Origin of the sequence: Undibacterium parvum, from assembly GCF_003955735.1 — a bacterium.
In the GTDB taxonomy this organism is placed as follows: Bacteria; Pseudomonadota; Gammaproteobacteria; order Burkholderiales; family Burkholderiaceae_D; genus Undibacterium; species Undibacterium parvum.
This window is the reverse complement of the sequence record NZ_CP034464.1, coordinates 4,288,043-4,312,310: the sequence shown is the minus strand read 5'-3', so window position 1 is coordinate 4,312,310 and position 24,268 is coordinate 4,288,043. Positions and strand designations below refer to the sequence as shown.

Below are 24,268 nucleotides of genomic sequence, written 5' to 3'. Positions count from 1 at the left end.
ATGCGGGTTAGGGCTAACAGCCCGTCCTGGAAATGAGGCGTGAGTCAGCAGATTCCATCGGGGCCCGCAGGGTATTTACCTGCACTAAGGCCGGATATAAAACTGCAGCTTTACCTATTTAATAAAACATAAAAAATACCTTGGCAAATGGAAGGTGTTCATATAAACCCGCATGGATAGTGCGCATACGGTCTACTGTTTAATTTAATCAACTACATCAACCACAACACACTCAAGCAACCATGACAGCAATCGAGCAACAACACATCACAGGTTTGATACTTGCAGGCGGGCGCGGCACTCGCATGGGCCAGGTCGACAAAGGTTTGCAAGCGTTTCGCGGCATGCCCATGGCGATGCACGTTATGCTGCGCCTGGCGCCGCAAGTGGGCGAAATCATCATCAATGCCAACCAACATCTGGCCGCCTATGAGGCTTTCGGCGCCCAGGTCTGGCCGGATCAGATTGATGGCTACGCCGGTCCTTTAGCCGGTCTGCAAGTAGGCTTGACGCACTGCGAGACCCCATACCTGGTCAGCGCTCCGTGTGATTCGCCCTTTCTACCAGACGATCTGGTAGCGCGCCTGTCCCTGGCTTTACTGGCAGAAGACGCCGATCTGGCGGTTGCCACCACGGTGGAACTGGAAGACGGTGTAACTCGCAGCCAGTCGCATCCGGTTTTTTCATTGATGAAGGCTGAGCTACTGCCGCATTTAACACAGTTCTTGCAAAGTGGCGGGCGTAAAGTCGATGCCTGGTACGCCTCATTAAAAGTGGTGGAAGTGCCGTTCGAAGACAGTGCGGCGTTTCGCAATATCAATACCCTGGCCGAACTACGTCAGCACGAAGGATAAGTTAAGTATGAACTCCCCTACTCCCGCCAGCTTACAAGAATTAGTCTCTTGCCTGTCCGATTACGATCCGCAGGCACTGCCAGTCGCGCAAGCACAAAAAATCATCCAGGAATTTGTCACGCCCATCCATGCGGTAGAAAAACTGGCACTCAGGCAAGCCCTGGGACGGGTGCTGGCCGAAGATATTATTTCTGGCATCAACGTACCGGCGCACGACAACTCAGCCATGGATGGTTATGCCTTACGCAGCAGCTGTTTACCCGCCTCCGGCAACTTAATTTTGAAGATCATAGGCACAGCCTACGCTGGCCGCGCCTTTGCCGGCACGGTAGCAGCTGGCGAATGCGTGCGCATCATGACTGGCGCCGTCATGCCCGAGCATTGCGATACTGTGATCCCGCAAGAATTCACCATAGATGCCAACGAGCTGCAAGTGACGATACCGTTTGGCAAAATCAAGGCTGGTGATAACCGCCGTTTTAAAGGCGAAGATCTGGCGCTGGGGAAAATAGCCCTGAGCAAAGGAAAAATACTACGCCCTGCCGAACTAGGCTTACTCGCCTCACTCGGCGTGGCCGAAGTCCCCGTGCAAAGACGCTTGCGTGTCGCCTTCTTTTCAACTGGTGATGAACTACGCTCTTTAGGCGAACACTTAGATGAAGGCTGCGTCTACGACAGCAACCGTTACACACTCTACGGCATGCTGCAAAGACTAGGCTGCGAAATGCTAGATATGGGCGTCATCAAAGATGATCCAGTTTCCTTGAAAGCGGCCTTTCAAAGCGCCTGTGAAAACGCCGATGCCATCATTACTTCGGGCGGGGTCTCGGTCGGCGCCGCTGATTACACCAAACAAATCATGAGTGAATTAGGTGACGTTGCCTTCTGGACCATAGGCATGCGCCCTGGCCGTCCTATGGCTTTCGGCAAGATACATGCTAACGGAAGTAGCGCCTATCTGTTTGGCCTGCCGGGCAACCCAGTAGCGGTCATGGTGACCTTCTACTTTTTTGCCCGCAACGCCCTGCTGCACATGATGGGTGCCACTAGCCCCGCCTTAACTTTAGTGCCGGCAAAATCACTAGCGCCTATCCGAAAACGCGCTGGCCGCACCGAATATCAGCGCGGCATCCTTTCGATCGCATCGGATGGAGGCTTGCAAGTGGCCATCACCGGATCGCAAGGTTCAGGCATCTTGCGCTCTATGACTGAGGCCAATTGCATGGTGGTCTTGCATGATGAGCAGGGTAACGTGGCCGCTGGCGACCAGGTCGAGGTGCTGATGTTTGAGGGTTTGCTATAAGTAGGACGTACGAAAAAATGCCCCAGCGTCGTTGCACTCGCCTTGCCGTACTAAAGTACTGTCTTCGGCGCTACGCCTAGCTGGAACAATTTTGCGTAAGTCCTAATAATTTCTAAAATATTTAATAATCGGCAACTTACTCATGGCTAGCAGCATCACCAAATGTCTACACTTTTTGACATTTGTTTGCTTTCACGTTGCCATCAAGACATGCTATGCTGTGCACTGCAATATTTTAGAAATAATGCAAATATGCCCTGCAGGTCTTACTTACACCCCCGTCTCATTAAAGGATATAAAGATGAATCAACGTTTGAAATCTCTTTTGCTAGTTATCGGTATGTCGGCAGTATTTGCAGGTGGCGTGCAAGCCAAAGACGAGCCTAAAAAAGCCGCAAGCGCACCCGTGGCAGCCGCGGCAGCCGCAGCGGCCGCGCCAGCAGCTCCGGCTGCCGCCGAAAAAGCGGTCTTACTCGACATCAATAGTGCAACTCAAAAAGAATTAGCCGAATTGCCAAAAATCGGTGAGGCGCGTTCCGCCGCCATCATCAAAGGCCGCCCTTACAAAGGCAAAGACGAACTGCTTTCCAAGAAGATTTTGACTGAAGACGTCTACAATGGCATCAAGGATTCCATCATCGCCAAGCAAAAACCAGCTGCGAAAAAGAAATAATTTTTCCTTACGCTCCAAAAAGCCGACCTACGCGTCGGCTTTTTTGTGGGCGCTGAGGCTAGCTTCATCCTTAGGTCTCTTCACAAGGATTTCTCCGTCCTCAATAAAGTTGCAATTTTAAAATTAAAATACATACTTTTAAAGTGCTATGCGCAATATCCATGCGGGCTCCAGCCGCAAAAGCCTGGGAAAGGCGCATGGATACTGCGCCTTCGCTTTTTAATTTTGGGAAAATCAGGTATTTTCGCGCCAGTATGAACTTATTATCAATTTCTCTCTCTGAGCTGTATCGATAATTATCCTGCAAGAGACTGAGCATACACAGGCCGACAGCAGATATAAGCATGAAGACATCAAGCACTGAGCTAGACAGACCACAGGATTGGCACATAGTCAGCCAGCGTCAGCGCATCCTGGCCGCCAGTCTGTCGCTATTGCTGACACTGTTACTGATCAAAATATTGGCCTATGCGCCAGCCATGCAGAGTAGACGACTAAGTGCGGACAGCCTCAAGCAGTTCATCAATCTGCGTTTTATCGAATTAACGCCGCCTAAAGAATTAAACACAGCGCCCGAAGCGCCACCAGCGGTTCAGCTTCAAAAAACACCTAGCCAGCCTGCGCTACCGAAAAAATTTACTCCAATCGCGCCTACGACGCTGACTGCCACGCCAGCGGTGCCTAGCGCACCTAGCGAATTTCCGCCAGATACGCTCTCCACGCCTTTGCAGATAGACAGCAAGGCAATACGCAGAGCCTATCAGGACAGCAAAACGGAGATAGAACTCCAGGCCGAACGTAGTGGCAAGCAGCTTAACGACAAACCCAAGACAAAATTCGACCGACTAGAAACCGCGGTAGCGGCAGCAGCTAAGCCTGATTGCCTGGGTAAAGACAGTGGTGGAGGTTTATTGGCGATACCCGTAGCCTTGTATTTACTCGCCGCTGACAAGTGCAAATAAACGTTTTAAGCTAAGCGCTGGCGGTAGTTTTCTACAAGCATAACCGGTCTAGCTTTCAAAAAATCCAGCAATAATTCGGCATAGTTGGCGCCTACCGCATGCTTGACGCTGGGGCGCTGCGCTAAGTGTCGCCACCAGGTGCGCACTTTCGGGGTATCGGCAAAAAAATCTATACCGAATACGGTCTCGAACACTTCAAAGTAACGCAACACCGGTGCAAAAACTGCATCGACCAGGTTAAATTGCAGGCCTGAAAAATACGGGCCATCCTGTAACAGTAGCTCTAGCTGTTTCAATTTTTCATGTAACTCCTGGCTCTTGGCGCTTAAAGCTTGCCCATCGACGGCATTATAGAAACCCGCTATGGTGCTGAGAATACTGCTACCGAACTCCATCCAGGCGCGCTGCCTGGCCCGCAGCAAAGCATGCTCCGGATGCAGTTTGGGCAGACGCGTCTCATCCAAATATTCGCAGATCACGCTGGACTCAAAGATGGCCTGCTCTCCCACCAGCAGAACCGGGGTCTTGGCCAGCGGGGAAATCGCAAGAAACCAGGCCGGTTTATTTTTCAAATCGATATCGATACGCTGGTAGACGATGCCCTTCTCTGCCAACACAATCGCCACTCTTTGCACATAGGGACACAGGACATGGCTAACCAGAACAAATTTCGAAGTCATGATGTCGCCTTAAAAGTTGGGGCTAAAACGAGGACTGCGACGCAGGGCAAAGGCACCATCCCCCATTAGCCACAGTGCCAGCGAGGCCATCAGCAAGAATACCGGATACTCCCAGCCGCCATTGGGGCTGGTATGCACCCAACCGTTTGCGAAATGTACACTAGCAGCGACCGCCATCACCGGCATCAAGGCCAGCGCTACCTGTCTGGCGTACACACCGAATAGCAAGGCAAGCCCGCCGCCAAGCTCAGCGGCAAACACTGGATACGCCAGAACACCGGGGTATCCGATACTGACAAAAAATTCAGCCGTGCCTGGCAAAGTAAATACCAAAAGTTTGAGCATGGCATGCGCTATCCACATCACACCCAGGCTCAGGCGCAACAGCGTCACGCCATAATCGATAGACGTATAGCTGGGCTTAGTTGCCAACTTATTTACCAACTTATTTGCTAACTTATTTGCTAACTTATTTGCTAACTTAGTTTTAGAATTGGCTTCTGAATTCGCCTCTGAATTCCTTGCGAGCTTGGCTGGTCCGGTAGTCATTTTTGTTGTCCATTGAATTAAGAATGGATGCACTGTAGCATTGCGGTTTTACAATGAAAATATGCAGAATAGAAAACTATGAATGCGAAAACGCAATTCAAGTTAAGCTCGGCCGATCTGGCGGTGCTACTGGCACTGAGCCGCACTGGCACCTTGGCGCTGGCGGGAGAACGCCTGGAGCAAGATGCCTCCACCGTTTTCAGAAGCATACAACGCATAGAAAAGGGGATAGGCCAGCGCTTGTTCGAACGATCGCGCAGTGGATATCAGACCAATGAGCTGGCACAACAGCTGACCGCTGCTGCCGAGCAGATCGAGATCCAGTTGGAAGCAGCGCGCACTATGCTGCAAATGAGGCCAGAACAAGTCTCGGGCTTTCTACGCATCAGCAGTACCGACACCCTATTGCATGGGGTTCTGGCGCCAGCATTGCAGCAACTGCGAGTGCTGCATCCCTTGCTAGAATTTGATTTGCATGCAGGTAACGAGTTGGTGAGTTTGACGCGCAGGGATGCCGATATCGCATTGCGCGCCACCAAGCGGCCGCCGCCACATCTAATAGGCAAGCGCATAGGTCCGATACGGGTAGCGCTATTCAGCGCAAAATCTGCATCAGTTCCCGCAGCGAATCGCGAAATAGCTTATCAAGAACAAGATTGGATAGCGCCCGACGAGGCCCTGCCTGAGCATCCCTCGGTAATCTGGAGAAAAAAACACTACCCAAAAATCGTTCCGAAATATCGCGTGAATAGCATACTCACGGTGACAGAGTTTGTCGCACGCGGCTTAGGCGTGGGCATACTGCCGATTTTTCTGGCGCAAGGCCGCGCCGACCTGATCCAAGTGAGCGAAGTTCTAGATGAATGCCAAACCGATCTCTGGTTACTCACGCACACCGAAGCACGCCACTTAAGGCGTGTCAGCACCGTGTTTAGCTATCTCGCTGAGCATTTACATCTGGACTAAAGCGGCAAGCGGCGAGCACTTATAAATGCGATGCCGGCCGGGCTTAAGCACCGCTACTGCCATGCACCGTTCGTACAGCCTGCAGCATCTCATGCACATCGTTGGTCATCACCGCCAAAAAGCCTAGCAAGAGTAAGTAATAGGCCGAGTAAGTCAGACGGACGTCGGTAGCGATGCCGTAATACTGCTGATTTTCTGGTGCCGTGGCGTCGTACTTCCAGGCGCGCCACAATTGCGGGCCAGCCATGATAGTGATCAAGACCAGGATGGGGCTGGGCCGGTAATAAAACAGTGCCGCTAGTACTGGTACTCCGGCAAACCAGACTCGTGGCGTGAGCACTGCTGTGATACGCCCGCCATCAAACGGCGACAGCGGTATCATATTAAACAGGTTCAGAAAGAAGCCTGAATACGCCACCGCCAACAACAAATCGCTATTGTAGTTACGCGCAAAAAAATAACAGATGACTGCGCCCACGGTACCCGCTAGCGGCCCAGCTAAACCGATATAGGCTTCGGTCTCGGCATTGTGCGGCTGGTCTTTAAGCTCTATCCAAGCGCCGACGAAGGGGATGAAAGTCGGCAAGCCTACATTCAGGCCACGCTGGCGTGCCGCCAGATAATGCCCCATCTCATGCACCAACAACAGGAACACGAAACCGACGGCATACCACCAGCCAAACACCATGGCATACACGGCAACCGATACCAACATGCTGCCGCCGGTAACTAAGAGTTTGCTAAATTTCGCGCCAGATAAGAGCAACAACAAAAGCTTAATCATACTGCGCCTGGCCCCGGAGTATGCTCAGTGCCAGCCGCTTTACTGGCATCCTTACCCGCCTCCGGATTTACCGGAGCAGCACCGCTGTCAGGCGCCGTCGCGCTCTCGGGAGTGCTCTCGGCAGCGCTAGCCATCACCGCTGCAGTCTCCTTATCTTTTTTACTGCTAAACCATTTCTTAAACAAGGCACCGCCGCCAAACAGCGCTAGCAAACCAACTTTTGCGAACTTCGCCAGAAACGCCAGTATGACGGCAAACAGGCCAAGTTTTTTCGCCGCCACACCTGCCACCAGCGCTGCTAAACCGTATTCAGCAACTTTATCGGTGCTGGCATTAAAATCGGCATAGCGTTTGCCATCGGTGAATTCTAAATTTCCTAATAGATTTTGCGCGACCGCTTTCTGTGTCGCGACTTCTTTCAAAGAGGTGACTAAATTCAAACTGATATAGCCTTCGCGTCCCAAGGCATAGGTATTGTAATTAACGCCCGGATCTTCATCGACTCCGACTTTGTCTTTGCTGATGGCAGACCAGACCAGTCTATGATTATTGGCATCGTAGGCCGGCTTTTCGGCCCAACCGACGACCTGCATCTCGCGTATGCCCTTCTCGCGTCTTGCCACATTACCGGTCTCGGCACCTTCAGTGAGGCTCTTCAATAGCTCATCGGCGTTCCACTCCTTGGCATCGTCTTCTTTGATGTAGCCGGCTTTTTCGTAACGCGCCACCACAAACCAGTTTTCATCACCAGCCGGGAAAATCACGCCCAACAAACTATCGTCACTACTATTACCCATGGCGCGCAAGATTCTGGACGCAGTTGGATTCGGTATAAAGATCTGCCCGGCGGGTATTCTCAAGACCGCCTGATCTAGCATCTTTACTTCAAACGGTCCCTCTTGTTTGACTTTATCCGCCTCTTCATAAGCGGCCTTAATCTCGGCCTTTTGCGCCTCGCTTTGAGCCTGTGCGAACTGCGTCACGAGCGCCAGCGCAAATAAGGCGAGGAATTTTTTTAGTATGAGTTTCATTAAAGTGTCGTTCCAAGGATAAAAAAGTGGATAGCCGCGGCTATCCGAATAATTTCATTGCCATTTTATCAAATTAATGAAGAGCAAGCTAGGTGTCAGCAGCAGAGCTCATGCTTACAGTTCAGCATCAGTGCTGTTCTCGCCATCTATCCCCAGCAAACTATGCGCCGCATCGCTAGGCAGAGCCTCGACCTGCTTGAGCTTTTTCGTCATCTGGCGCGTGCGTACTTCGGCATGATCGATATTTTTGGCGGCGCGCTCCAATGCGGTTTTGGTGGCGGCCAACACCTCGCCAAATTTACCAAATTCCGTTTTTACCGCACCCAACACTTGCCAGACTTCGGAGGATCGCTTCTCCAGCACCAAAGTACGGAACCCCATTTGCAAGCTGTTCAGCAAGGCGGACAAGGTCGAAGGGCCAGAAATGGTGACGCGACAAGTGCGCTGCAACTCGTCGGCCAAACCTGGCCGACGCATGACTTCGGCGTACAAGCCCTCGGTAGGCAAAAACAAAATGGCAAAGTCGGTGGTCAAAGGTGGCGATAGATATTTTTCGGCGATGGTTTTGGCCTCGTTGCGGATCGCGCGCTCCAGCTCTTTTCCGGCTTGCGCCACACCATCGGCGTCGGCGCGTTCGGCAGCGTCGAGCAAGCGCTCATATTGCTCTTTGGGGAACTTGGCATCGATAGGCATCCATACTGGTGCCCTATCGTCTTCCTTGCCCGGCAATTTGATCGCAAATTCTACCCGCTCGCCCGTGCCTGGTATGGTCTCGACGTTCTTGCCATATTGTTCGGGTGTCAGCATCTGCTCCAGCACCATCTCTAACTGTACCTCGCCCCAGGTACCGCGCGTCTTGACATTGGTCAGCACGCGTTTGAGGTCGCCCACCCCTATCGCCAGCTGCTGCATCTCTCCCAGACCTTGATGGACCTTCTCCAGACGTTCCGAGACTTGTTTGAAGGATTCGCCGAGACGCTGCTCTAAGGTCGCATGCAGCTTCTCATCAACAGTCTTACGCATCTCTTCTAGCTTACTGGCGTTATCGGCTTGTAGTTGCTGGATTTTCTGCTCAAGAGTGGCGCGGATCTCGCCCATGCGCAAGGCATTCGACTCAGTCAGATTGGCTAGCACTTGATTCAGGCTAGCAGCAAAACGCTGCAGGCTGGCAGCTTGCTCATCCCTGGCTGTCTGCGCCTGCTGTATCAACGATAAACGCATCTGCTCGAGTTGCTGGGCATTGGCTTCTGTCAGCTTCACCAGTTGTTGCGAGAAGGCGTCGATCTGGCTGTTTTGCAGAGCTGCCGCATTGCTTAGCTGCGTCGACAAGACTTGCTGCAGTTGTGAAAAATTGCTGCCCAACTCTTGCCGTGTCGCTTGCGCGCTTGACAGGATTTGCTCACGCAAAGAGCGCTCGCTGCGCTCTTGGGCCTGCTGCAATTGTTGAAAGTTTTGTTGGAGATTTTGTTCGATTTGGCTATCGCCGTTTTTTTGGCCGCTACGCAGCAACAGCATGAGATTGAGCAGCACTAAAACAGCTAACAACGAGAGGGTAAAAATTTCAGGCAAGCTCATAGATAGGCACAAGTTATTTATCGGAATAAAAAACTGTATTCGATCAAAATGATCGAATACAGTTCTGGGAATTTACTGGGCCTTATTCAGGCTTATTCAGGCGTATTACTCGGCCTTATTCCGCATCCAATCGGCGGTCTGAAAAAACGAATTCATCAGGTGCAGTTGGAAGCCCTCTTCTATACCGACCTCTTGCATCGCCCAAGCCATACAGCGCAGCCATTGATCGCGCTCGCTAATACCGATAGGATAGGCCAGATGGCGCGCGCGCAGACGCGGATGACCGAATTGCTCTACATACAGATCAGGGCCGCCCATCCAGCCCGACAAAAACCAAAACAGTTTATCGCGCGAACTATCGATAGGCTGAGGATGCATGACACGGATACCCGCGAACTCCGGTTCGAGTTCCATCAGATCATAAAACCGGTCTACCAATTCACGCAATTTGTCGGCACCACCGATCAAAGTGTAGAGATTGGATTTTTCTTCTTGCTGTTGTGTTTCTTGAGTCATTTTTTTATTCATTAACTAATATTGATTCATTATTCAACTACTCTGACGTTTCATGGTATTGACCACCACAGGTATGCCGTCAAATGAAGAGACAAACTCATCGACGATTTCCAGACTGGGTTCAGCTTTAGCATGTGCAATTGCATGTTCCAAAAGCTGCTTTCCTATACCTTTACCTCGGTAAGTGGGTGATACAAAAATTGAGCGTATATGATTTAAGTGTGTTCCTAAATAAGCGGACACACGCTCTTCTTCATACACCACAACATCAGACTCATGAAAAGACGCCAGCCGTTGCGGATCTAAATTTAGGGGTGTCAGTTTAAATTTCTGCGGTTCGAATCGCAATTCATCAAGCTTAGAGGCAGCGTAAATATCTACTATCGCAGCAAAATCCGCTTCTTTATATTCACGAATACCCATACAACTAGCCTTCACGCAAACTCTGTAAAGGCGGCTGATTCAAGACATTGCGTAGGCCTACCCAACCGCCTATCAAGGCACAAGTCGCGCCTACAGCTAAGCCTGCGACCCACACTACCGGCGAGAAGCTCCATTCAAATTCAAAACTAAAGCGCGCCAGCGCCCAGCCTATCGCCGATGCGCCGCTGGCGGCCAGCAAGCCGGCTAGGCCACCTATCAGAAAAAACTCTATCCATTGCGCTTGCGAGAGTTGCTTACGGGTCGCGCCCAAGGCGCGCAATAAGGCCGCTTCACGCATGCGCAAGTCTTGCGAACCGGCCAGCGCTGCGTACAACACCAAAACACCGGATGCGAGGGTAAATAAGAATAAGAATTCGACCGCGCTGATGACTTGATCCAGCACATCCTGCAATTGCTTAATCATGGCACCGACATCGACCACGGTCAGATTCGGAAAATCGAGCATGAGTTGATTCACAAATTTCTTCTCTTTAGGCGGCATGCGAAACGCGGTGATCCAGGTTTGCGGCATCTCGGCCATCGCCTTAGGATTGATCACAACAAAAAAATTCACGCGCATAGACCCCCAATCGAGCTTACGCAAACTGGTAATGGCGGCCGTCACTTGCTGTCCGGCGACGGCGAAAGTTAGCTTGTCGCCGAGTTTCAGATTGAGGGTTTTGGCGATACCCTCCTCGACCGAGGCTTCTGGCTGACTCGCACTGGCGTCACTAAACCAATGCCCGGCAGTAATTTTATTCATGGCCGGCAAATCGTTCATAGTCGAGAGGTTAAATTCCCTATCGACCAGACGTTTGGCGCGGTCTTCCTGATAACTATCGGCCGCCAGCACGGTATTATTTACCTGCACCAAACGGCCGCGTATCATAGGGTACAGCGCGGGCTGGGTGAACAGTTTCAGACGTGCTGCGATCTCATCTTTTTGATCTGGCTGGATATTGATGACAAATTGATTCGGTGCGTCTGCCGGCGTCGATTTTTTCCAGGCGCTGATCAAGTCGCCACGGATCACGGTGAGTAATAGCAAGGCCATCAGACCGAGCGCCAGTGAGACCACCTGGATCACGGTGGCACCGGGGCGACGTTGCAGCGCCGTGATCGCAAAGCGCCAGGCTGAGTTATCGAAGAGGCCGCGTAAGCGACGTAGCGACGCTACGCCCAACCACGCCACCAAAGCAAATGCCAGCAAACCCAAGAGAAAACCGGCAGCCGTCAGCAGACCCAGTTTTATGTCGCCAGCCTGCCATAACAACAAGCCTATGAACATCCCCAAACCCAACAAGTAACTGAGCAACGTCATGGCTTGCGGCGCATCTTGCGCACGGCGTATTACTTGGTTATGTGGCACGTTGCGCAGCTGCAGAATTGGCGGCAAGGCAAAACCTATCAATAGCAGCAAACCGGTCAACACACCTTGCAGCGCCGGGAGCCAACTGGCGGGCGGCAGCTGATTGCCGACCAGCTTACCCAGCCATTCCAGCAAGGCATAATGTCCAGCAAAACCGAGCACAACTCCGGCCGCACTGCCAATCACACCTAGCATGAAAAATTCGATTAAATACATGGAGGTGACTTGGTTTTGCGTCAAACCCAGACAACGCAACATGGCGCAGGCATCGACGTGACGCAACATGAAGCGCCGCGCCGCCATCGCTACCGCGACCGCCGCCAACAAGGCCGACAGCAAACCGACCAGAGATAAAAACTGCTCGGCTCTATCTAGAGTGGCGCGCATTTCTGGCCGCCCCGATTCCAGCGACTCTAGCCTGATGCCCTTGAGTTTTTCAGTATCGATCGCTGTTTGCAGATACGTTTGAAAACTGGCGACACTGGCAGGCTGCCCGGCCAATAGCAGCCTATACGTGACGCGCGAGCCATTTTGTATCAAATTAGTGGCAGGTAAATCATCCAGCGCCAGCATCACACGTGGCGCGAAGTTCATGAAGGCGGCACCCCGATCCGGCTCTGCGGCGATCACTTGCGCCACTTTAAATTGCTGATCACCGAGCTTGATATTCTCGCCAATTTTCAGGTTCAAACTGAGCATCAGCGCTGGGTCCAACCAAGCCGTCGCGTGCTGCGGTATCGCTTGCGTGATGATCTCAGACTCTCCTTGCTGGAGTTTCAGATTGCCGCGTAGCGGATAAGCTTGGCTGACCGCTTTCAGTGACACCAGTCGCGACTGCGCGGCATCGCCCTCACCAGCTAATGCCATGCTAGGAAAGACCACGGTTTCGGCCAATTGCAAGCCGCGCTTCTGCGCCTCTAGCCGCCAGGCGGCAGCGATAGGTTGATCTGCGCTCACCAGCAGATCGGCACCAAGTAATTGGTGCGCATCGCGATTGAGACCGTTGCGCATGCGATCGACGAAAAATCCTACCGAAGACAAAGAGGCCACCGCGATCATCAGGGCGACCAGCAAGAAGCGCAATTCACCAGCACGCCAATCGCGCAGTGTCATCGTCAAGGAGAGTCTAAGCATGCCAGCCTTTTACCGAAAGACCCCAGCAAAACCTGAGGTCAATTAAAAAAAGGGGGAGTATAGAAGCCACCTACCTGTTCGCGCATATTCCATGAGCGCAAACAGCTAACAGACCCCCATACCCTACCCCAGTATATCTATAAATTAGGCACTCAAGGCGGCGCTAAAGTCTTGCAATAAATCCTGAGTATCTTCAATACCGACAGAAACGCGTATCAGGGAATCAGCAATCCCCATGGCGGCACGCCGTTCTGCGCCCATCTCAAAGAAGATGGTGTGCGCCACCGGAATAATCAAGGTGCGGGTGTCGCCCAGATGGGTGGCATTGATCGCCAGTTTGAGGCGATTCAAGAAATCAAAACAATCGATGTCGGCACGTAATTCAAAGCTGAACAAGGCACCGTAAGCGCGGAACAATTCAGTAGCCAGCGCATGCTGCGGATGCGTAGCCAAGCCCGGGTAATGCACCACCGCCACGCGTGGATCTGCCTCTAGCATCTTGGCGAGTGCTAGTGCATTGGCACATTCACGCTCTAAGCGTAAGGCTATGGTTTCGGCACCGACCGCAATCTGGTGCGCGGCATCCGGTGCCAGCGATGCGCCGAAATCACGCAGCGCCTTGGCACGAATCTGCGCCATGCCTTGTTGCGGGGATGCTTGTTTTCTGAAGTTGTCTGCAATATTCGGATACGCCGCCCAATCAAACAGGCCGGTATCGGTAATCGCACCGCCCAGCACATTGCCATGTCCGGCTATCGATTTGGTCAGCGAATTAATCACCAGGCCAGCACCGACTTTTTTTGGCTGAAACAGATACGGCGAAGTCATGGTGTTATCCACCACAAACAAGATGCCACGTTCACGGCACAGGCTGCCAATTTTTTTCAGATCGGCAATCTGGGTACGCGGATTAGCAATGGTCTCGACAAATACCATACGCGTCGCCGGCGTAATCACGGCTTCCACATTGGCGACATCAGTAGCGTCGACGTAAGCAACAGCTACCCCTTGGCTGGCGACCGTTTGTAGCAAACTGCTGGTATTACCAAACAAAAAGGCCGAAGAAATAATCTGATCGCCTTCGCGCAGCAGGGCTTGAAACAAAGCGCCTATTGCTGCCATTCCAGTAGCGAAACATATACTGGCTGCACCGCCTTCCATCTTGCTGATTTTATCTTCCAGCGCCGACACAGTAGGATTGCCCTGCCTGCCGTAACGGTAACCCGATTGCTTGCCCTGAAACACGGCAGCCAGATCGCGTGCATCTTTGTAGCCGAAAGTGACCGAGGTATGCACAGGCTTATGCGGCGAGCCGTGCTCTATCGCTTGCTGGCGGTCGTTATGAAGTATGGTGGTGGTAAAGCCGTAGGATGCGTGGTCGCTCATGGGATAGTTAAAAAAATCAAGAAAGTAATTACTGAAGTTTAACCCAGAAACCACAGCCATCCCCGCATTGCACTCGGTAGCGCAAGTACCACAACCAAAAAAAATCAAAAATACAGGGTTAGGACTTACGCAAAATTGTTCCAGCTAGGCGCGTCGCCGAAGACAGTACTTTAGTACGGCAAGGCGAGTGCAACGACGCTGGGGCGGTTTTGCGTAAGTCCTAAGGATTATTCTTCCGCCAAAAACGCCTCGATTAACTGCGCCAGAAGTTCAGGTTGATCATGATGTAGCATGTGGCCGGCATCCATCATCATCTCGGTGCGCACATTAGGAATAACAGCGATGCGGCGATCAATCTCCACCCTCGCCTCGGCTTTTGGCCCCATCCAGCGCCAGATATCGGTGTCGTCGGCCTCTACCCATAGCACCGGGGCGACGATCTTGCTCCAGCACGCCAGTATTTCTTCGACCTGAAACAATAAGGGGCTAGTCAATTTATGTGCCGGGTCACCCAAAATTTCCCACTGGCCTTGAGTGTTTTCTTTGGCCCAATGCTGAGACAAAAATTGGGCACGCTCATCGCTTAAACGCGGATTGGTTTTTTGTAAGCGCGCCGCTACTTCTGCAGCACTGGCATAGCTACGCATAACCGGTTGTTCGCGCAACTCGTCCAGCCATTTCAGATAACGTTTAGGCGCTTGTTTCGGATGCGTAGTTGGCAGGCCAAAACCTTCCAGATTAATCAGCTTTCTCACCCGCTCTGGCCTGACCCCGGCATACAGCAACACTACATTCGCGCCCATACTATGGCCTAGTAGATTGACCGGCAGATCAGGCGAAAAATGATGTAGGAGCGCATCAAGATCACCCAGATAATCAGGAAACCAGTAGCTATCGGTAGGCGGAGTTTCGGTTAAACCAAAACCACGCCAGTCGGCGGCGATCACATGCCATTTTTCTTGCAGGTTATCAACCACAAATTGGAATGAGGCAGAAACATCCATCCAGCCATGCATCATGAATAGCATAGGCGCGCTCTCATCGCCCCAATGACGAACGTGATAATTGAGTCCGCGTAGCGCGACAAATTCGGAGCGAGAGTGAGAAATAGTCATAATCGTTTTAAGTGAACTGCGTGAATAATATTTTGCCTGATTGACAGAAGTTTCATGCATCGTCACCGTAGATTTAGATTAACATTTAAAACTAGCTGAAACAGCGCTCGCCAGGAAGACTAGCTTGCGCATTAAGCAAAGTAAGATAATAGCACGATCGTTCGATAAATGTTTTTGGAGACCTCATGTCGGAAATCACATCAGCAAACATTCCATCCATGAGCACAAGCAAGACTGGTACGGATAGGTATCAACAGCTATATCAGGAATTTCATTGGCACATCCCGCAACACTTCAACATTGCCCGAGTCTGTAGCCAAAGCTGGGCGGAGGACGCGCAGCACGGGCAGCGCACTGCGGTGTATTTTGAGAATAGTGACGGACACACAGAAACCCTCAGCTATGCCAGTCTGCAAGCGCAGGCCAACCAGTTGGCGCAACTACTGCAGTCGCAAGGCCTGCAACGTGGTGACGTAATCGCCTGCATTTTACCGCAACGACCTGAAACAGCAATCACCCTGATCGCCTGTCTGCAGCTAGGCGCGATCGTGATGCCACTGTCGTTTTTGTTCGGTCCAGAAGCGCTGGAATACCGCTTGCAGCATAGCGCGGCCAAGGCCCTGATCGTCGACGCTAGCGGGATAGACGCGTTTTTGCAAATACGCGCCAACTGTCCGGCAGTTACTACCCTGATCACGCTCGATTGTCAGGCCGAACAGGCTTTGAATTGGCATGTGGCACTGACCAACATGCCTGATGTGTTTCAAATGGCGGAGACCTTGGCCAGTGATCCGGCTATCTTAATCTACACCAGCGGCACTACCGGCGCGCCCAAGGGTGCGCTCTTGCCGCACGCCGCCCTGATCGGCAATCTTCCGGGTTTTGTGGCGTCGCAAAATTGGTTCCCACAAGAGCAGGATGTGTTCTGGTCACCGGCCGACTGGGCCTGGACCGGCGGCCTGATGGATGCCCTACTGCCTACCCTGTATTTTGGCAAACCCATTGTCGGCTACCAAGGCAGATTCTCGGCCGAGACCGCCTATTATTTGATGGAAAAATATCAGGTCACCAATACCTTCCTTTTTCCGACGGCTTTAAAATTAATGATGAAAGCCTGCGCCTCCCCCTTGCAGCAATATCGCCTGCATTTACGCGCCATCATGTGCGCTGGCGAAGCGGTCGGTGATGCAGTTTTCAACTGGTGCATATCGGCGTTACAGATCATTCCCAATGAGATGTTCGGTCAGACCGAGATGAACTACATCGTCGGCAACAGCCATCTGCATTGGCCAGCAAAACCGGGCAGTATGGGGCGCGCCTATCCTGGTCATAGAGTCGCCCTGATTGATGAGGCAGGCAAAGAAGTCGCTGATCACGAGATTGCTGAAGTGGCCGTGCATCGCTATGACATCCATGGCCAGCCAGATCCTATCTTTTTTCTGGGGTACTGGAACAACGTTGAAGCCACCAGCGACAAATTTAGCGGCGACTGGTGTCGCAGCGGAGACCTGGCCTTGCGCGACGCCGACGGCTATCTCTGGTATCAAGGCCGTGCCGACGATATGTTCAAGGCCGCCGGTTACCGCATCGGCCCTGCTGAAATTGAAAACTGCTTGCTTAAGCACCCTGCCGTATTAAATGTCGCGGTGGTACCTAAACCGGATCAGGAGCGCGGCAATTTGGTTAAGGCATATATTGTATTGAGCCACGGCCATCTGGCTAGCGCTGCATTGATCGAAGAATTGCAAAGCTATGTGCGCGGTAAACTGGCACCGTATGAATACCCGAAAGAGATAGAATTTATAGACCAGCTACCGATGACTGCCAGCGGGAAAATCCAAAGGCGGATACTGCGATTGCAGGAAGAGACTCGCAGTAAAACCTAGATTTTGATAGCACAAGGGCCAGAATTTCTGGCCCTTGCTGATTGCTAACCCGAATTCTTAATTTTACTTAGTCACAAGGCCACCAAATCGTACAAAATCCCCGACTTTGACCTCGTCTGCTTTGACACCGTTAGCGAGTTCAGCGATAGAAAAATTATTCTGCACCTGTATCACTGCAGCCTTACCCACATTCGTCTGCGGCAAGCCGTAAGCGACCAACAGCGGTTGATGCGATCTCAGTCCCAGCGTAGGTAATTCATTATTCCCGACCAACACAGTGGCAGCATCCCCCAGCGCCACGGACGAAGTTGCGCCAACATCGATCACAATTTGCGCTTTGTTCACTTTCAATATCCGCGCCAGTATCGGCAATTGCTGTAAATCGTTTTCCACCAAGACGCTAGCGTGATTCAAGATGGTATCGATGGCCTGACCATAGCTAGAGGCATAAAACGCGGCACTGCCAAAGGGTTTATCACGTCCCACATTGGCTTGATCGTCCGCCTGCGCGTGCAAATTATGGCGTGACAGCATGGCGCCGCTGACGCCATCATAAATCGCAATTTCTATCTCCATGTGGCGCGTGCGGGTCTCCCACAAACCCAGATACTTCTTATCGATCTGCACGCCAGCATTGCGAATCTCGCCAGCAATAATAAACTGGCTATCAAACTCAGCCGCAACCTGTTTGACCAGATTAATACTCGGCGTCTCAGACTTCATGGTAAACGCCAATAAACTAGGCGAAGTTCTGGTCAGAAAAAGATTAGTTTTCTCCAAACGCAACAAGAGTTCACGCGGAAAACCATGTGCAATATCCTCGATATCCTGCACTTGCCCCAGACGGCTCACCGCAAACGCGGTCGCCAGAATTTTCTTTTTATACGCATGCTCCGGTACGCTAGCCGCGGCTGCAAGACTAGTCTCTGGCGCCGGCTCCATCACTACCGAATTCGCTGGCACCAACTGCACTTCAGTGGCATCGAGCGATGTACGCACATCGACAGTGCGCACCGTCAGCGGATAGACCACAGTCGAGGTCGCTGCCTGCGCTAGCGGCGCAATCGAGCACAACAGCAGACACGTTAAGAGACCGTAAAAGCGTAAATACTTACTCAAATTTGGATATATGGGCATCATCGTTATTTTCATAGTTCGCTCAATAGAATAATGCGTTGACGCTCATCTGGCAGCAGTGGACTCTGCGCTAGATAATACGCCCGAATTGGGGCCGACTCAAGTGAGTGAAGCAGCTATATCAAAACGCCTACTTTACTAAGCCGCACCTCGCTTACGCAGTATCCATGCGGGTTTGCGGTCACCCTTACCTGCCAGGTGCATGGATAGGGCGTGAGCGGCCGATGCCAATATTTCTTATACGCTTAGTGCCATTAAGGCGCCTGCAGCACTAGCAATTCGGCTTCGCTAAAGCCGGCAGCGCGGCGCGCTTCCAGGTTGAAAGGGGCGCGTAATTTGGGGGCGCGGTAAAGTGTCGCTAGCTCAGCGTAAGTGCTGACTGGGTCTAGTTGGCGTTGCTGGCACAAATAAGCGAACCAGCGATTGCCTATGCCGACATGGCCTATCTCATCGCGCAAGATGATGTCGAGGATAGCGGCGGCGGCCTGATCACCCGCTTGCCCCAGCTTGGCGCGGATGGCGGGCGTGGCATCCAAGCCGCGCGCTTCCATAGTGCGCGGCACTAAGGCCATCCTTGCCAGTACGTCTTCCTGAGTGCGCTCTACCATTTCCCATAAACTATTATGCGCAGGAAAATCGCCATATTCAAAGCCTAGACTAACCAGATGGTTTGCCAGTAAATTGAAGTGATAGGCTTCTTCCTGTGCCACTTGTAGCCAATCGCTGTAATACTCTTGCGGCATAGACTCAAAGCGCCAGATCGCATCGAGTGCCAGATTAATGGCATTAAATTCTATATGCGTCAAAGCATGAATCAATACCGCCCTTCCCTCCACCGTGTTCATGGCGCGCCGTTTGACACCTAAAGGCGGCACCAGTTCTGGGCGCTCTGGCTTGCCGGGGATCAATACCTCTGCGTGGTTCAGCGAGGCCGCCTCAGTTGCCCTATCCAGACTCAGATCGTTCGCCAGCCAAGCCTGCCTTAAGGCCAATACCCCGGCCGCCTTGAGACTGGGATTTGGCTCGATGAGCCAGCGCAGCGCCAGCGCGCGCAAGTCATTTTGCGCAATGATGGTCGATTTTTCGGGAGAAAAACTGGAGGAGATCGGTGAATTCATGCTGAGAGCGGTAAAATGGCGGGTTAATCCCTCTATTTTACGGAAGAATCATGGCCATATACCAATTAGCTGATATTTCACCTGAAATTGATCCCAGCGCCTACATCACCGATAGTGCCAAGATCATAGGCAAGGTCAAAATTGATGCCATGGCCAGCATCTGGTTTGATGTCACGATACGTGGCGACAATGAGTTGATACACGTCGGTGAAAACAGCAATGTGCAGGAAGGCTGCATCTTGCACACCGATCCTGGTTGCCCGCTCACGATAGGCAAAAATGTCACCATCGGCCATCAGGCCATGTTGCATGGCTGCAGCATCGGGGATGGTTCACTGATAGGGATACAGGCAGTGATACTCAATGGCGCCAAGATAGGCAAGAACTGTCTGGTCGGAGCTGGTGCACTGGTCACCGAAGGCAAGGAGTTTCCGGATAATTCGCTCATCATAGGCACACCCGCCAAGGCGGTGCGCACATTGGAAGCCCAAGACATACTGCGCATGCATGGCAACACGCAAAACTATGTAGAGCGCGCGCAAGAATACAAAACGCAATTGAAACAGATAGGATAAGTAATGAACGACACACTACAAAAATTTATGTTTGAAAACGCCGGAGTACGTGGCGAACTAGTTGAATTGCCGAACACCTGGCAACAGATACTGGCCAATCATGCCTACCCGCCAGCGGTCAGAACGGTCTTGGGCGAATTGCTCGCCGCCTCGGCCCTACTGAGCGCCAATCTGAAATTTAACGGCAGCATGATCATGCAAATCCATGGCGATGGTCCGGTCAAACTGATGGTGGTCGAATGTGACGCCGATCTCAATCTGCGCGCCACTGCCAAGCTACGCGAAGCTGCGATCATCGCTGACGATGCCAGTTTGAGTGAGTTAGTCCATGGTCAGGGCAAAGGCCGCTTTGTGATCACGCTAGATCCGAATGACAAAATGCCGGGTCAGCAGGCGTACCAGGGCATCGTGCCTTTAGATGGCGAATCTATCGCGGTCGTCATAGAAAACTACATGATGCGTTCCGAGCAGCTCGACACTAAACTTTGGCTGGCTGCCGATGCGCAAGTGGCACGCGGCCTGTTGCTGCAAAAACTGCCGATGAACGGCGGCTATCAGACTTCGCAAGAAATGTCGCTGGAAGCCATGGCCGAACATGAGGCCGAAGCCTGGAACCGCGCCGTCGCTCTGGGTGGCACGCTAAAACAAGAAGAGCTGCTCAGCACCGATATCGAGACGCTACTGCACAGATTATTTTGGGAAGAAACCATACGCGTGTTCGATCCGCAACTGCCTAAGTTTTTATGCAATTGCACGCGTGAAAAAGTCGGGAATATGCTGAAAATGCTCGGTGAACCTGAGATCAAAACGGCGGTGGCAGAATTGGGACGGCTCGATATTAATTGCGATTTTTGCGGCAGGCACTATGGTTTTGACGCGGTCGATTGCACCCAATTATTTGTCGCCGACACGCTTGCTGCGGGGATAGAAAGCCCTAGCGTTAGCCAGCATTAGCTGGCACTAACTCACAAATCTTGGCCACTGCAAACTAGCGCGCTGGCAATTGATCGATCAACTCCTGCAAAGCCGCTAAGTTGATCGGTTTTTCTAACTGTCCCAAATAATTGAGTGATTTCAATTGCGCCAGACTCTTGGCGCTATTTCTAACGGCCTGAGTTTGCCCCGACATGACCACGATAGGGACCTGATTTTTGGTCACCGCCAGTTGCGCCAGAAATTCAAAACCATCCATATTCGGCATCAAGAGATCGCAGATCAGCAAATCCGGTGGCGGATCGGCGCTTTCCAGTAATTTCAAGGCATCGGCACCATCGACGGTACTGAGAATATTTAAGATCCCCATAGAATGGAGCAAGGCACTGACAAAGTCGATTTGCAGTGGATCGTCGTCAAGCACCATCACGCATAAGGCGGTTTGCTCCATAGGGATCTCCAGTCTAGACTTCGAATCAAAACCGCAAGCAGGAACTTCAAATTAAGGCTTTTGCCGACACTGCGGCAATTGAAGCATCATTCATACGCAAGCAGCTGCCAGAATCAATCTAGCTTAGCACCATCTTGGAGCGATTTGCAAATACTACATCTTTCCCATCATAAATAGTTGTACCAACAAATGCAAAACGACTAGCGCCAGCACGCATACGCCATGCGGCTTAGCGAGGCGATAGGCTCAAGACCCGCATGGAATATGCGCCTGCGGCCTGCCCCCTTTGAGATTTTCACAGAAACAACAAAATACTGGAAGCTTGACCCTGACGTTGCGTCAGGCTTTATAGTGCGATTCTGTTTAAGGAGATCGTTCTATGTTGCTGAAAATCGGGGAATTGGCGAGTCGCACCGGCATCACGGTGCGCACCTTGCATCATTACGACAAAATAGGTTTGCTCCATCCATCAGCCCGCTCAGCGGCCGCCTATCGTCTATACAACCGCAACGATGTCGCGCAATTACACAGAATTCAGGCACTCCGGGGGCTAGACTTGTCACTGGCAGAAATCGCCGAGCTGCTGCAAGGGGAAGGCACTGGTTTGCAAGAGCTGATTGATCAGCAAGTGCGGGGTTTGGAACAGCAAATGTTACAGACGCGTGAACTGCATCGCCGTCTACAGTCTTTATCCGAACTACTGCGCAGCCAGGATCAACCCAATCTCGATTATTGGCTCACCACCTTAAGCCTGATGAGTAGTTTCGGAAAATACTTCAGCAAGTCCGATCTGGCGATACTCAAACAGCGTAAGCAAAGCACGCAAGGCAATGCCGAACTCATGATGGAGCCAGTGATCGCCGCGGTACGATCACTCATGGATCAGGGAATAGCCAGCAACGATACGCGCGCCGTAGCGCTCTCGGTGCGCTGGCACAAGATCATGAATGTCGCAATGGCAGAAGATCCCCGGCTGTTCGTCAAAATCGAAGAGATGACCCGAAATGAACTGGCGGTGCAAGCCTTAACCGGTGTCGATGGCGGCATGCTCGATTATCTGACGCACGCCACCGCCGAGCAGCGCTACCAGATTTACCGCAAATACCTGAGTCCAGCTGAATTAGAGCATTTCCGCCGCCGTTTTTTTGAAGATGCACGCGCCTGGATTGCACTCTTTGCCGCAATCCGCCAACAAATGGAATTAGGCAATACGGTAGAGACAGTAGCCGTTCAGGATTTACTGGCGCGCTGGAGCACGCTCTCGCTACGCGCCTGGGGGGATCAAGCAAGCACCCTCGCCAAAGTGAGGCTGGCGCACGAGAATGAAGCGGCCTTATCTCTAGGACCGGGCTTGAGCCCTGAGCTCTTGGCCTACGTACAACAAGGTCTGCAGTATCGAGATCAAATTAGCGCCAATAATAAAAAACCAGATGCATCAGATCAACCGGAACAAGATACTCATCATGAATGACACGACAAAGGCAATTCACAGCAAGCAGGCCGAGGCTGCCAAGCAAAACGACAAGCCGCGACTGGCCTTATTTCGCGATACAAATTTTCGCTGGATGATCAGTGGCGGCGTGATCTCTATGCTGGGCGATCAATTTACCATCGTCGCCCTGCCCTGGCTGGTGCTCAAGATGACTGGCGATACGCTGATACTAGGGCTGGTACTGGCCTTAATCGGGGTGCCACGCGCCTTGCTGATACTGCTCGGTGGGGCCGTGGTTGATCGCTATTCACCAAAACAGGTGATGATGCTGAGCAAATACGTCAATACCGTGGTGCTGGGCTTACTGGCAGTACTGCTGATGAGCGATAGCCTGAGCCTTAACGTGGTCTACGTTCTGTCGCTGAGTTTGGGTATCTCTACCGCCTTTAGCATCCCCTCAGGCACAGCCATGATCCCTCGCTGCATCGCTGCACCACAACTGCAAATGGCCAACGGCATCATGCTTGGCTTACGGCAGATCAGCATGTTTCTCGGCCCCTTACTCGCAGGCGTTCTGATTGCGTTATTTGGCAATACTGCTACCGACATGACTTCTGCAAGCAGTCTGGCAGATGCGCGTGGCTTGGCTGCAGCCTTCTTATTTGATAGTTTCAGCTATGCTTTGTCTGCCTGGACGCTTAGTCATGTGAGGCTGCTGGCCTTACCTCAGCTTGAGCTTGCTGGCGAAGGGGAAAATGCACACCCCAAACCTGCCGCCCGGCTTTGGCATTCTATCTTGGAAGGCTTACGCTATTGCTGGAACGACGTGATGTTGCGCACTTGCTTTCTGTACTGGTCGGCAGTGGCATTTTTCATCATGGGGCCGATCCAGATCGCACTACCGGTGCTCGCCAATCAGCTCGGTGACAGCGCCGGCACTTTCGGTATTTTGATCGGCTGCCATGGCGCTGGTACGCTGCTGGGCATGCTGATGTCGGGCCTGCTGCCGAACCGGCGCTTCGGCAATTTAGGCCGCACTATCTTGTTGATCGATTTTATCGTCGGGCTGTTATTCGTCCCCATGAGCCTGGTAGTGGCAACCTGGCAAGGCGCCGCACTCTTGCTCACAATAGGCACGCTGGGCGGCTACTTGCATGTCGCGGTGTACACCTGGATACAGCGCCAGGTGCCAGCGGCCATGCTAGGCAGAACCATGAGTATTTTCATGTTCATCTTCATGGGCATAGGGCCAGTCTCGGCTGCGATCACCGGTTGGGTCATGCGTAGCATCAGCACCTCGCAATTATTTATAGGCAGTGGCGCGCTGCTGATACTGATCGTGCTACTGGCCTTGCTGGGTTCTAGCATGCGTAGCGTGGTCGATCAGCCAGCCTAAGCCAAGCTCAGCCAAAACTG

At 52.2% G+C, this 24,268-nt stretch carries 24 protein-coding genes; 10 read left to right on the top strand and 14 right to left on the bottom strand.

Annotation, left to right across the window (positions count from 1 at the left end; all coding sequences use genetic code 11):
- Positions 1-242 precede the first annotated feature (242 nt).
- The 3 genes from mobA to EJN92_RS18845 all read left to right on the top strand — a co-directional run bounded on the left by mobA (position 243) and on the right by EJN92_RS18845 (position 2,830).
- Positions 243-854, top strand: a complete 612-nt coding sequence (gene mobA, locus EJN92_RS18855; RefSeq protein WP_126129239.1) for a molybdenum cofactor guanylyltransferase MobA — start codon at positions 243-245, stop codon at positions 852-854.
- Between the two features lie 7 nt (positions 855-861).
- Positions 862-2,157: a molybdopterin molybdotransferase MoeA gene (gene moeA, locus EJN92_RS18850; protein WP_126129238.1), complete on the top strand. Its 1,296-nt coding sequence runs from the start codon at positions 862-864 to the stop codon at positions 2,155-2,157.
- 301 nt (positions 2,158-2,458) lie between these two features.
- Positions 2,459-2,830 (top strand): ComEA family DNA-binding protein, encoded by a 372-nt coding sequence (locus tag EJN92_RS18845; RefSeq protein WP_126129237.1) that lies wholly within the window; start codon positions 2,459-2,461, stop codon positions 2,828-2,830.
- Between the two features lie 100 nt (positions 2,831-2,930).
- On the opposite strand, the gene EJN92_RS18840 is transcribed toward EJN92_RS18845, so the two are convergent.
- A complete protein-coding gene (locus tag EJN92_RS18840; protein ID WP_126129236.1) occupies positions 2,931-3,176 on the bottom strand; it encodes a hypothetical protein in 246 nt (81 codons plus the stop codon).
- Between EJN92_RS18840 and EJN92_RS18835 the strand changes: the two genes are divergently transcribed.
- Complete coding sequence (locus tag EJN92_RS18835; RefSeq protein WP_126129235.1) at positions 3,175-3,792, top strand: hypothetical protein; 618 nt, start codon at positions 3,175-3,177, stop codon at positions 3,790-3,792. The two genes, EJN92_RS18840 and EJN92_RS18835, sit on opposite strands and share 2 nt — an antisense overlap.
- Positions 3,793-3,797: 5 nt before the next feature.
- On the opposite strand, the gene EJN92_RS18830 is transcribed toward EJN92_RS18835, so the two are convergent.
- Both EJN92_RS18830 and EJN92_RS18825 read right to left on the bottom strand, forming a co-directional pair.
- Complete coding sequence (locus EJN92_RS18830) at positions 3,798-4,472, bottom strand: glutathione S-transferase family protein (protein ID WP_126129234.1); 675 nt, start codon at positions 4,470-4,472, stop codon at positions 3,798-3,800.
- 9 nt (positions 4,473-4,481) lie between these two features.
- The gene (locus EJN92_RS18825) at positions 4,482-4,877 is read right to left on the bottom strand and encodes a DoxX family protein (protein ID WP_407701563.1); all 396 of its coding nucleotides are present in this window, start codon (positions 4,875-4,877) and stop codon (positions 4,482-4,484) included.
- Positions 4,878-5,099: 222 nt separating this feature from the next.
- On the opposite strand from EJN92_RS18825, the gene EJN92_RS18820 reads away from it, so the two are divergent.
- Complete coding sequence (locus tag EJN92_RS18820) at positions 5,100-5,987, top strand: LysR family transcriptional regulator (RefSeq protein WP_126129232.1); 888 nt, start codon at positions 5,100-5,102, stop codon at positions 5,985-5,987.
- Positions 5,988-6,030: 43 nt separating this feature from the next.
- Here the strand turns inward: EJN92_RS18820 and EJN92_RS18815 are convergent, their stop codons facing one another.
- The 8 genes from EJN92_RS18815 to EJN92_RS18780 form a co-directional block, all read right to left on the bottom strand.
- Positions 6,031-6,771: a site-2 protease family protein gene (locus EJN92_RS18815; protein WP_126129231.1), complete on the bottom strand. Its 741-nt coding sequence runs from the start codon at positions 6,769-6,771 to the stop codon at positions 6,031-6,033.
- On the bottom strand, positions 6,768-7,802 hold the full coding sequence (locus EJN92_RS18810) for a DUF2167 domain-containing protein (RefSeq protein WP_126129230.1): 1,035 nt from the start codon (positions 7,800-7,802) through the stop codon (positions 6,768-6,770). Before EJN92_RS18810 ends, EJN92_RS18815 begins: the two co-directional genes overlap by 4 nt.
- Positions 7,803-7,916: 114 nt before the next feature.
- Positions 7,917-9,377, bottom strand: a complete 1,461-nt coding sequence (locus EJN92_RS18805; RefSeq protein WP_126129229.1) for a DNA recombination protein RmuC — start codon at positions 9,375-9,377, stop codon at positions 7,917-7,919.
- Positions 9,378-9,482: 105 nt separating this feature from the next.
- Positions 9,483-9,893, bottom strand: coding sequence for a group II truncated hemoglobin (locus tag EJN92_RS18800; protein WP_126129228.1), 411 nt, complete (start codon positions 9,891-9,893; stop codon positions 9,483-9,485).
- Between the two features lie 33 nt (positions 9,894-9,926).
- Complete coding sequence (locus tag EJN92_RS18795; RefSeq protein ID WP_126129227.1) at positions 9,927-10,316, bottom strand: GNAT family N-acetyltransferase; 390 nt, start codon at positions 10,314-10,316, stop codon at positions 9,927-9,929.
- Positions 10,317-10,320: 4 nt separating this feature from the next.
- Positions 10,321-12,819: an ABC transporter permease gene (locus EJN92_RS18790; RefSeq protein ID WP_126129226.1), complete on the bottom strand. Its 2,499-nt coding sequence runs from the start codon at positions 12,817-12,819 to the stop codon at positions 10,321-10,323.
- A gap of 144 nt (positions 12,820-12,963) precedes the next feature.
- On the bottom strand, positions 12,964-14,205 hold the full coding sequence (locus EJN92_RS18785; protein ID WP_126129225.1) for a cystathionine gamma-synthase family protein: 1,242 nt from the start codon (positions 14,203-14,205) through the stop codon (positions 12,964-12,966).
- Positions 14,206-14,432: 227 nt separating this feature from the next.
- Positions 14,433-15,320 carry an alpha/beta fold hydrolase gene (locus tag EJN92_RS18780; protein WP_126129224.1) on the bottom strand — a complete coding sequence of 296 codons (888 nt, stop codon included), beginning with the start codon at positions 15,318-15,320 and terminating at the stop codon, positions 14,433-14,435.
- A 185-nt stretch (positions 15,321-15,505) separates the two neighbouring features.
- On the opposite strand from EJN92_RS18780, the gene EJN92_RS18775 reads away from it, so the two are divergent.
- Positions 15,506-17,206, top strand: a complete 1,701-nt coding sequence (locus tag EJN92_RS18775) for an acyl-CoA synthetase (RefSeq protein WP_227869605.1) — start codon at positions 15,506-15,508, stop codon at positions 17,204-17,206.
- Between the two features lie 63 nt (positions 17,207-17,269).
- On the opposite strand, the gene EJN92_RS18770 is transcribed toward EJN92_RS18775, so the two are convergent.
- Both EJN92_RS18770 and EJN92_RS18765 read right to left on the bottom strand, forming a co-directional pair.
- Entirely contained in the window at positions 17,270-18,343 is a 1,074-nt protein-coding gene (locus EJN92_RS18770) for a flagella assembly protein FlgT middle domain-containing protein (RefSeq protein WP_170174920.1), read from the bottom strand.
- 254 nt (positions 18,344-18,597) lie between these two features.
- A complete protein-coding gene (locus EJN92_RS18765; protein WP_126129222.1) occupies positions 18,598-19,461 on the bottom strand; it encodes a ferritin-like domain-containing protein in 864 nt (287 codons plus the stop codon).
- Between the two features lie 50 nt (positions 19,462-19,511).
- Here EJN92_RS18765 and EJN92_RS18760 point away from each other — a divergent pair, with 50 nt between their 5' ends.
- Together EJN92_RS18760 and hslO are read left to right on the top strand one after the other, a co-directional pair.
- On the top strand, positions 19,512-20,036 hold the full coding sequence (locus tag EJN92_RS18760; RefSeq protein WP_126129221.1) for a gamma carbonic anhydrase family protein: 525 nt from the start codon (positions 19,512-19,514) through the stop codon (positions 20,034-20,036).
- Between the two features lie 3 nt (positions 20,037-20,039).
- Positions 20,040-20,990, top strand: a complete 951-nt coding sequence (gene hslO / locus EJN92_RS18755; RefSeq protein WP_126129220.1) for an Hsp33 family molecular chaperone HslO — start codon at positions 20,040-20,042, stop codon at positions 20,988-20,990.
- A gap of 34 nt (positions 20,991-21,024) precedes the next feature.
- Here hslO and EJN92_RS18750 read toward each other — a convergent pair whose 3' ends face one another.
- Positions 21,025-21,420, bottom strand: coding sequence for a response regulator (locus EJN92_RS18750; protein WP_126129219.1), 396 nt, complete (start codon positions 21,418-21,420; stop codon positions 21,025-21,027).
- 379 nt (positions 21,421-21,799) lie between these two features.
- Between EJN92_RS18750 and EJN92_RS18745 the strand changes: the two genes are divergently transcribed.
- Positions 21,800-22,891: a MerR family transcriptional regulator gene (locus tag EJN92_RS18745; protein WP_126129218.1), complete on the top strand. Its 1,092-nt coding sequence runs from the start codon at positions 21,800-21,802 to the stop codon at positions 22,889-22,891.
- Entirely contained in the window at positions 22,884-24,248 is a 1,365-nt protein-coding gene (locus EJN92_RS18740) for an MFS transporter (RefSeq protein WP_126129217.1), read from the top strand. Before EJN92_RS18745 ends, EJN92_RS18740 begins: the two co-directional genes overlap by 8 nt.
- The last annotated feature ends 20 nt before the right edge of the window (positions 24,249-24,268 follow it).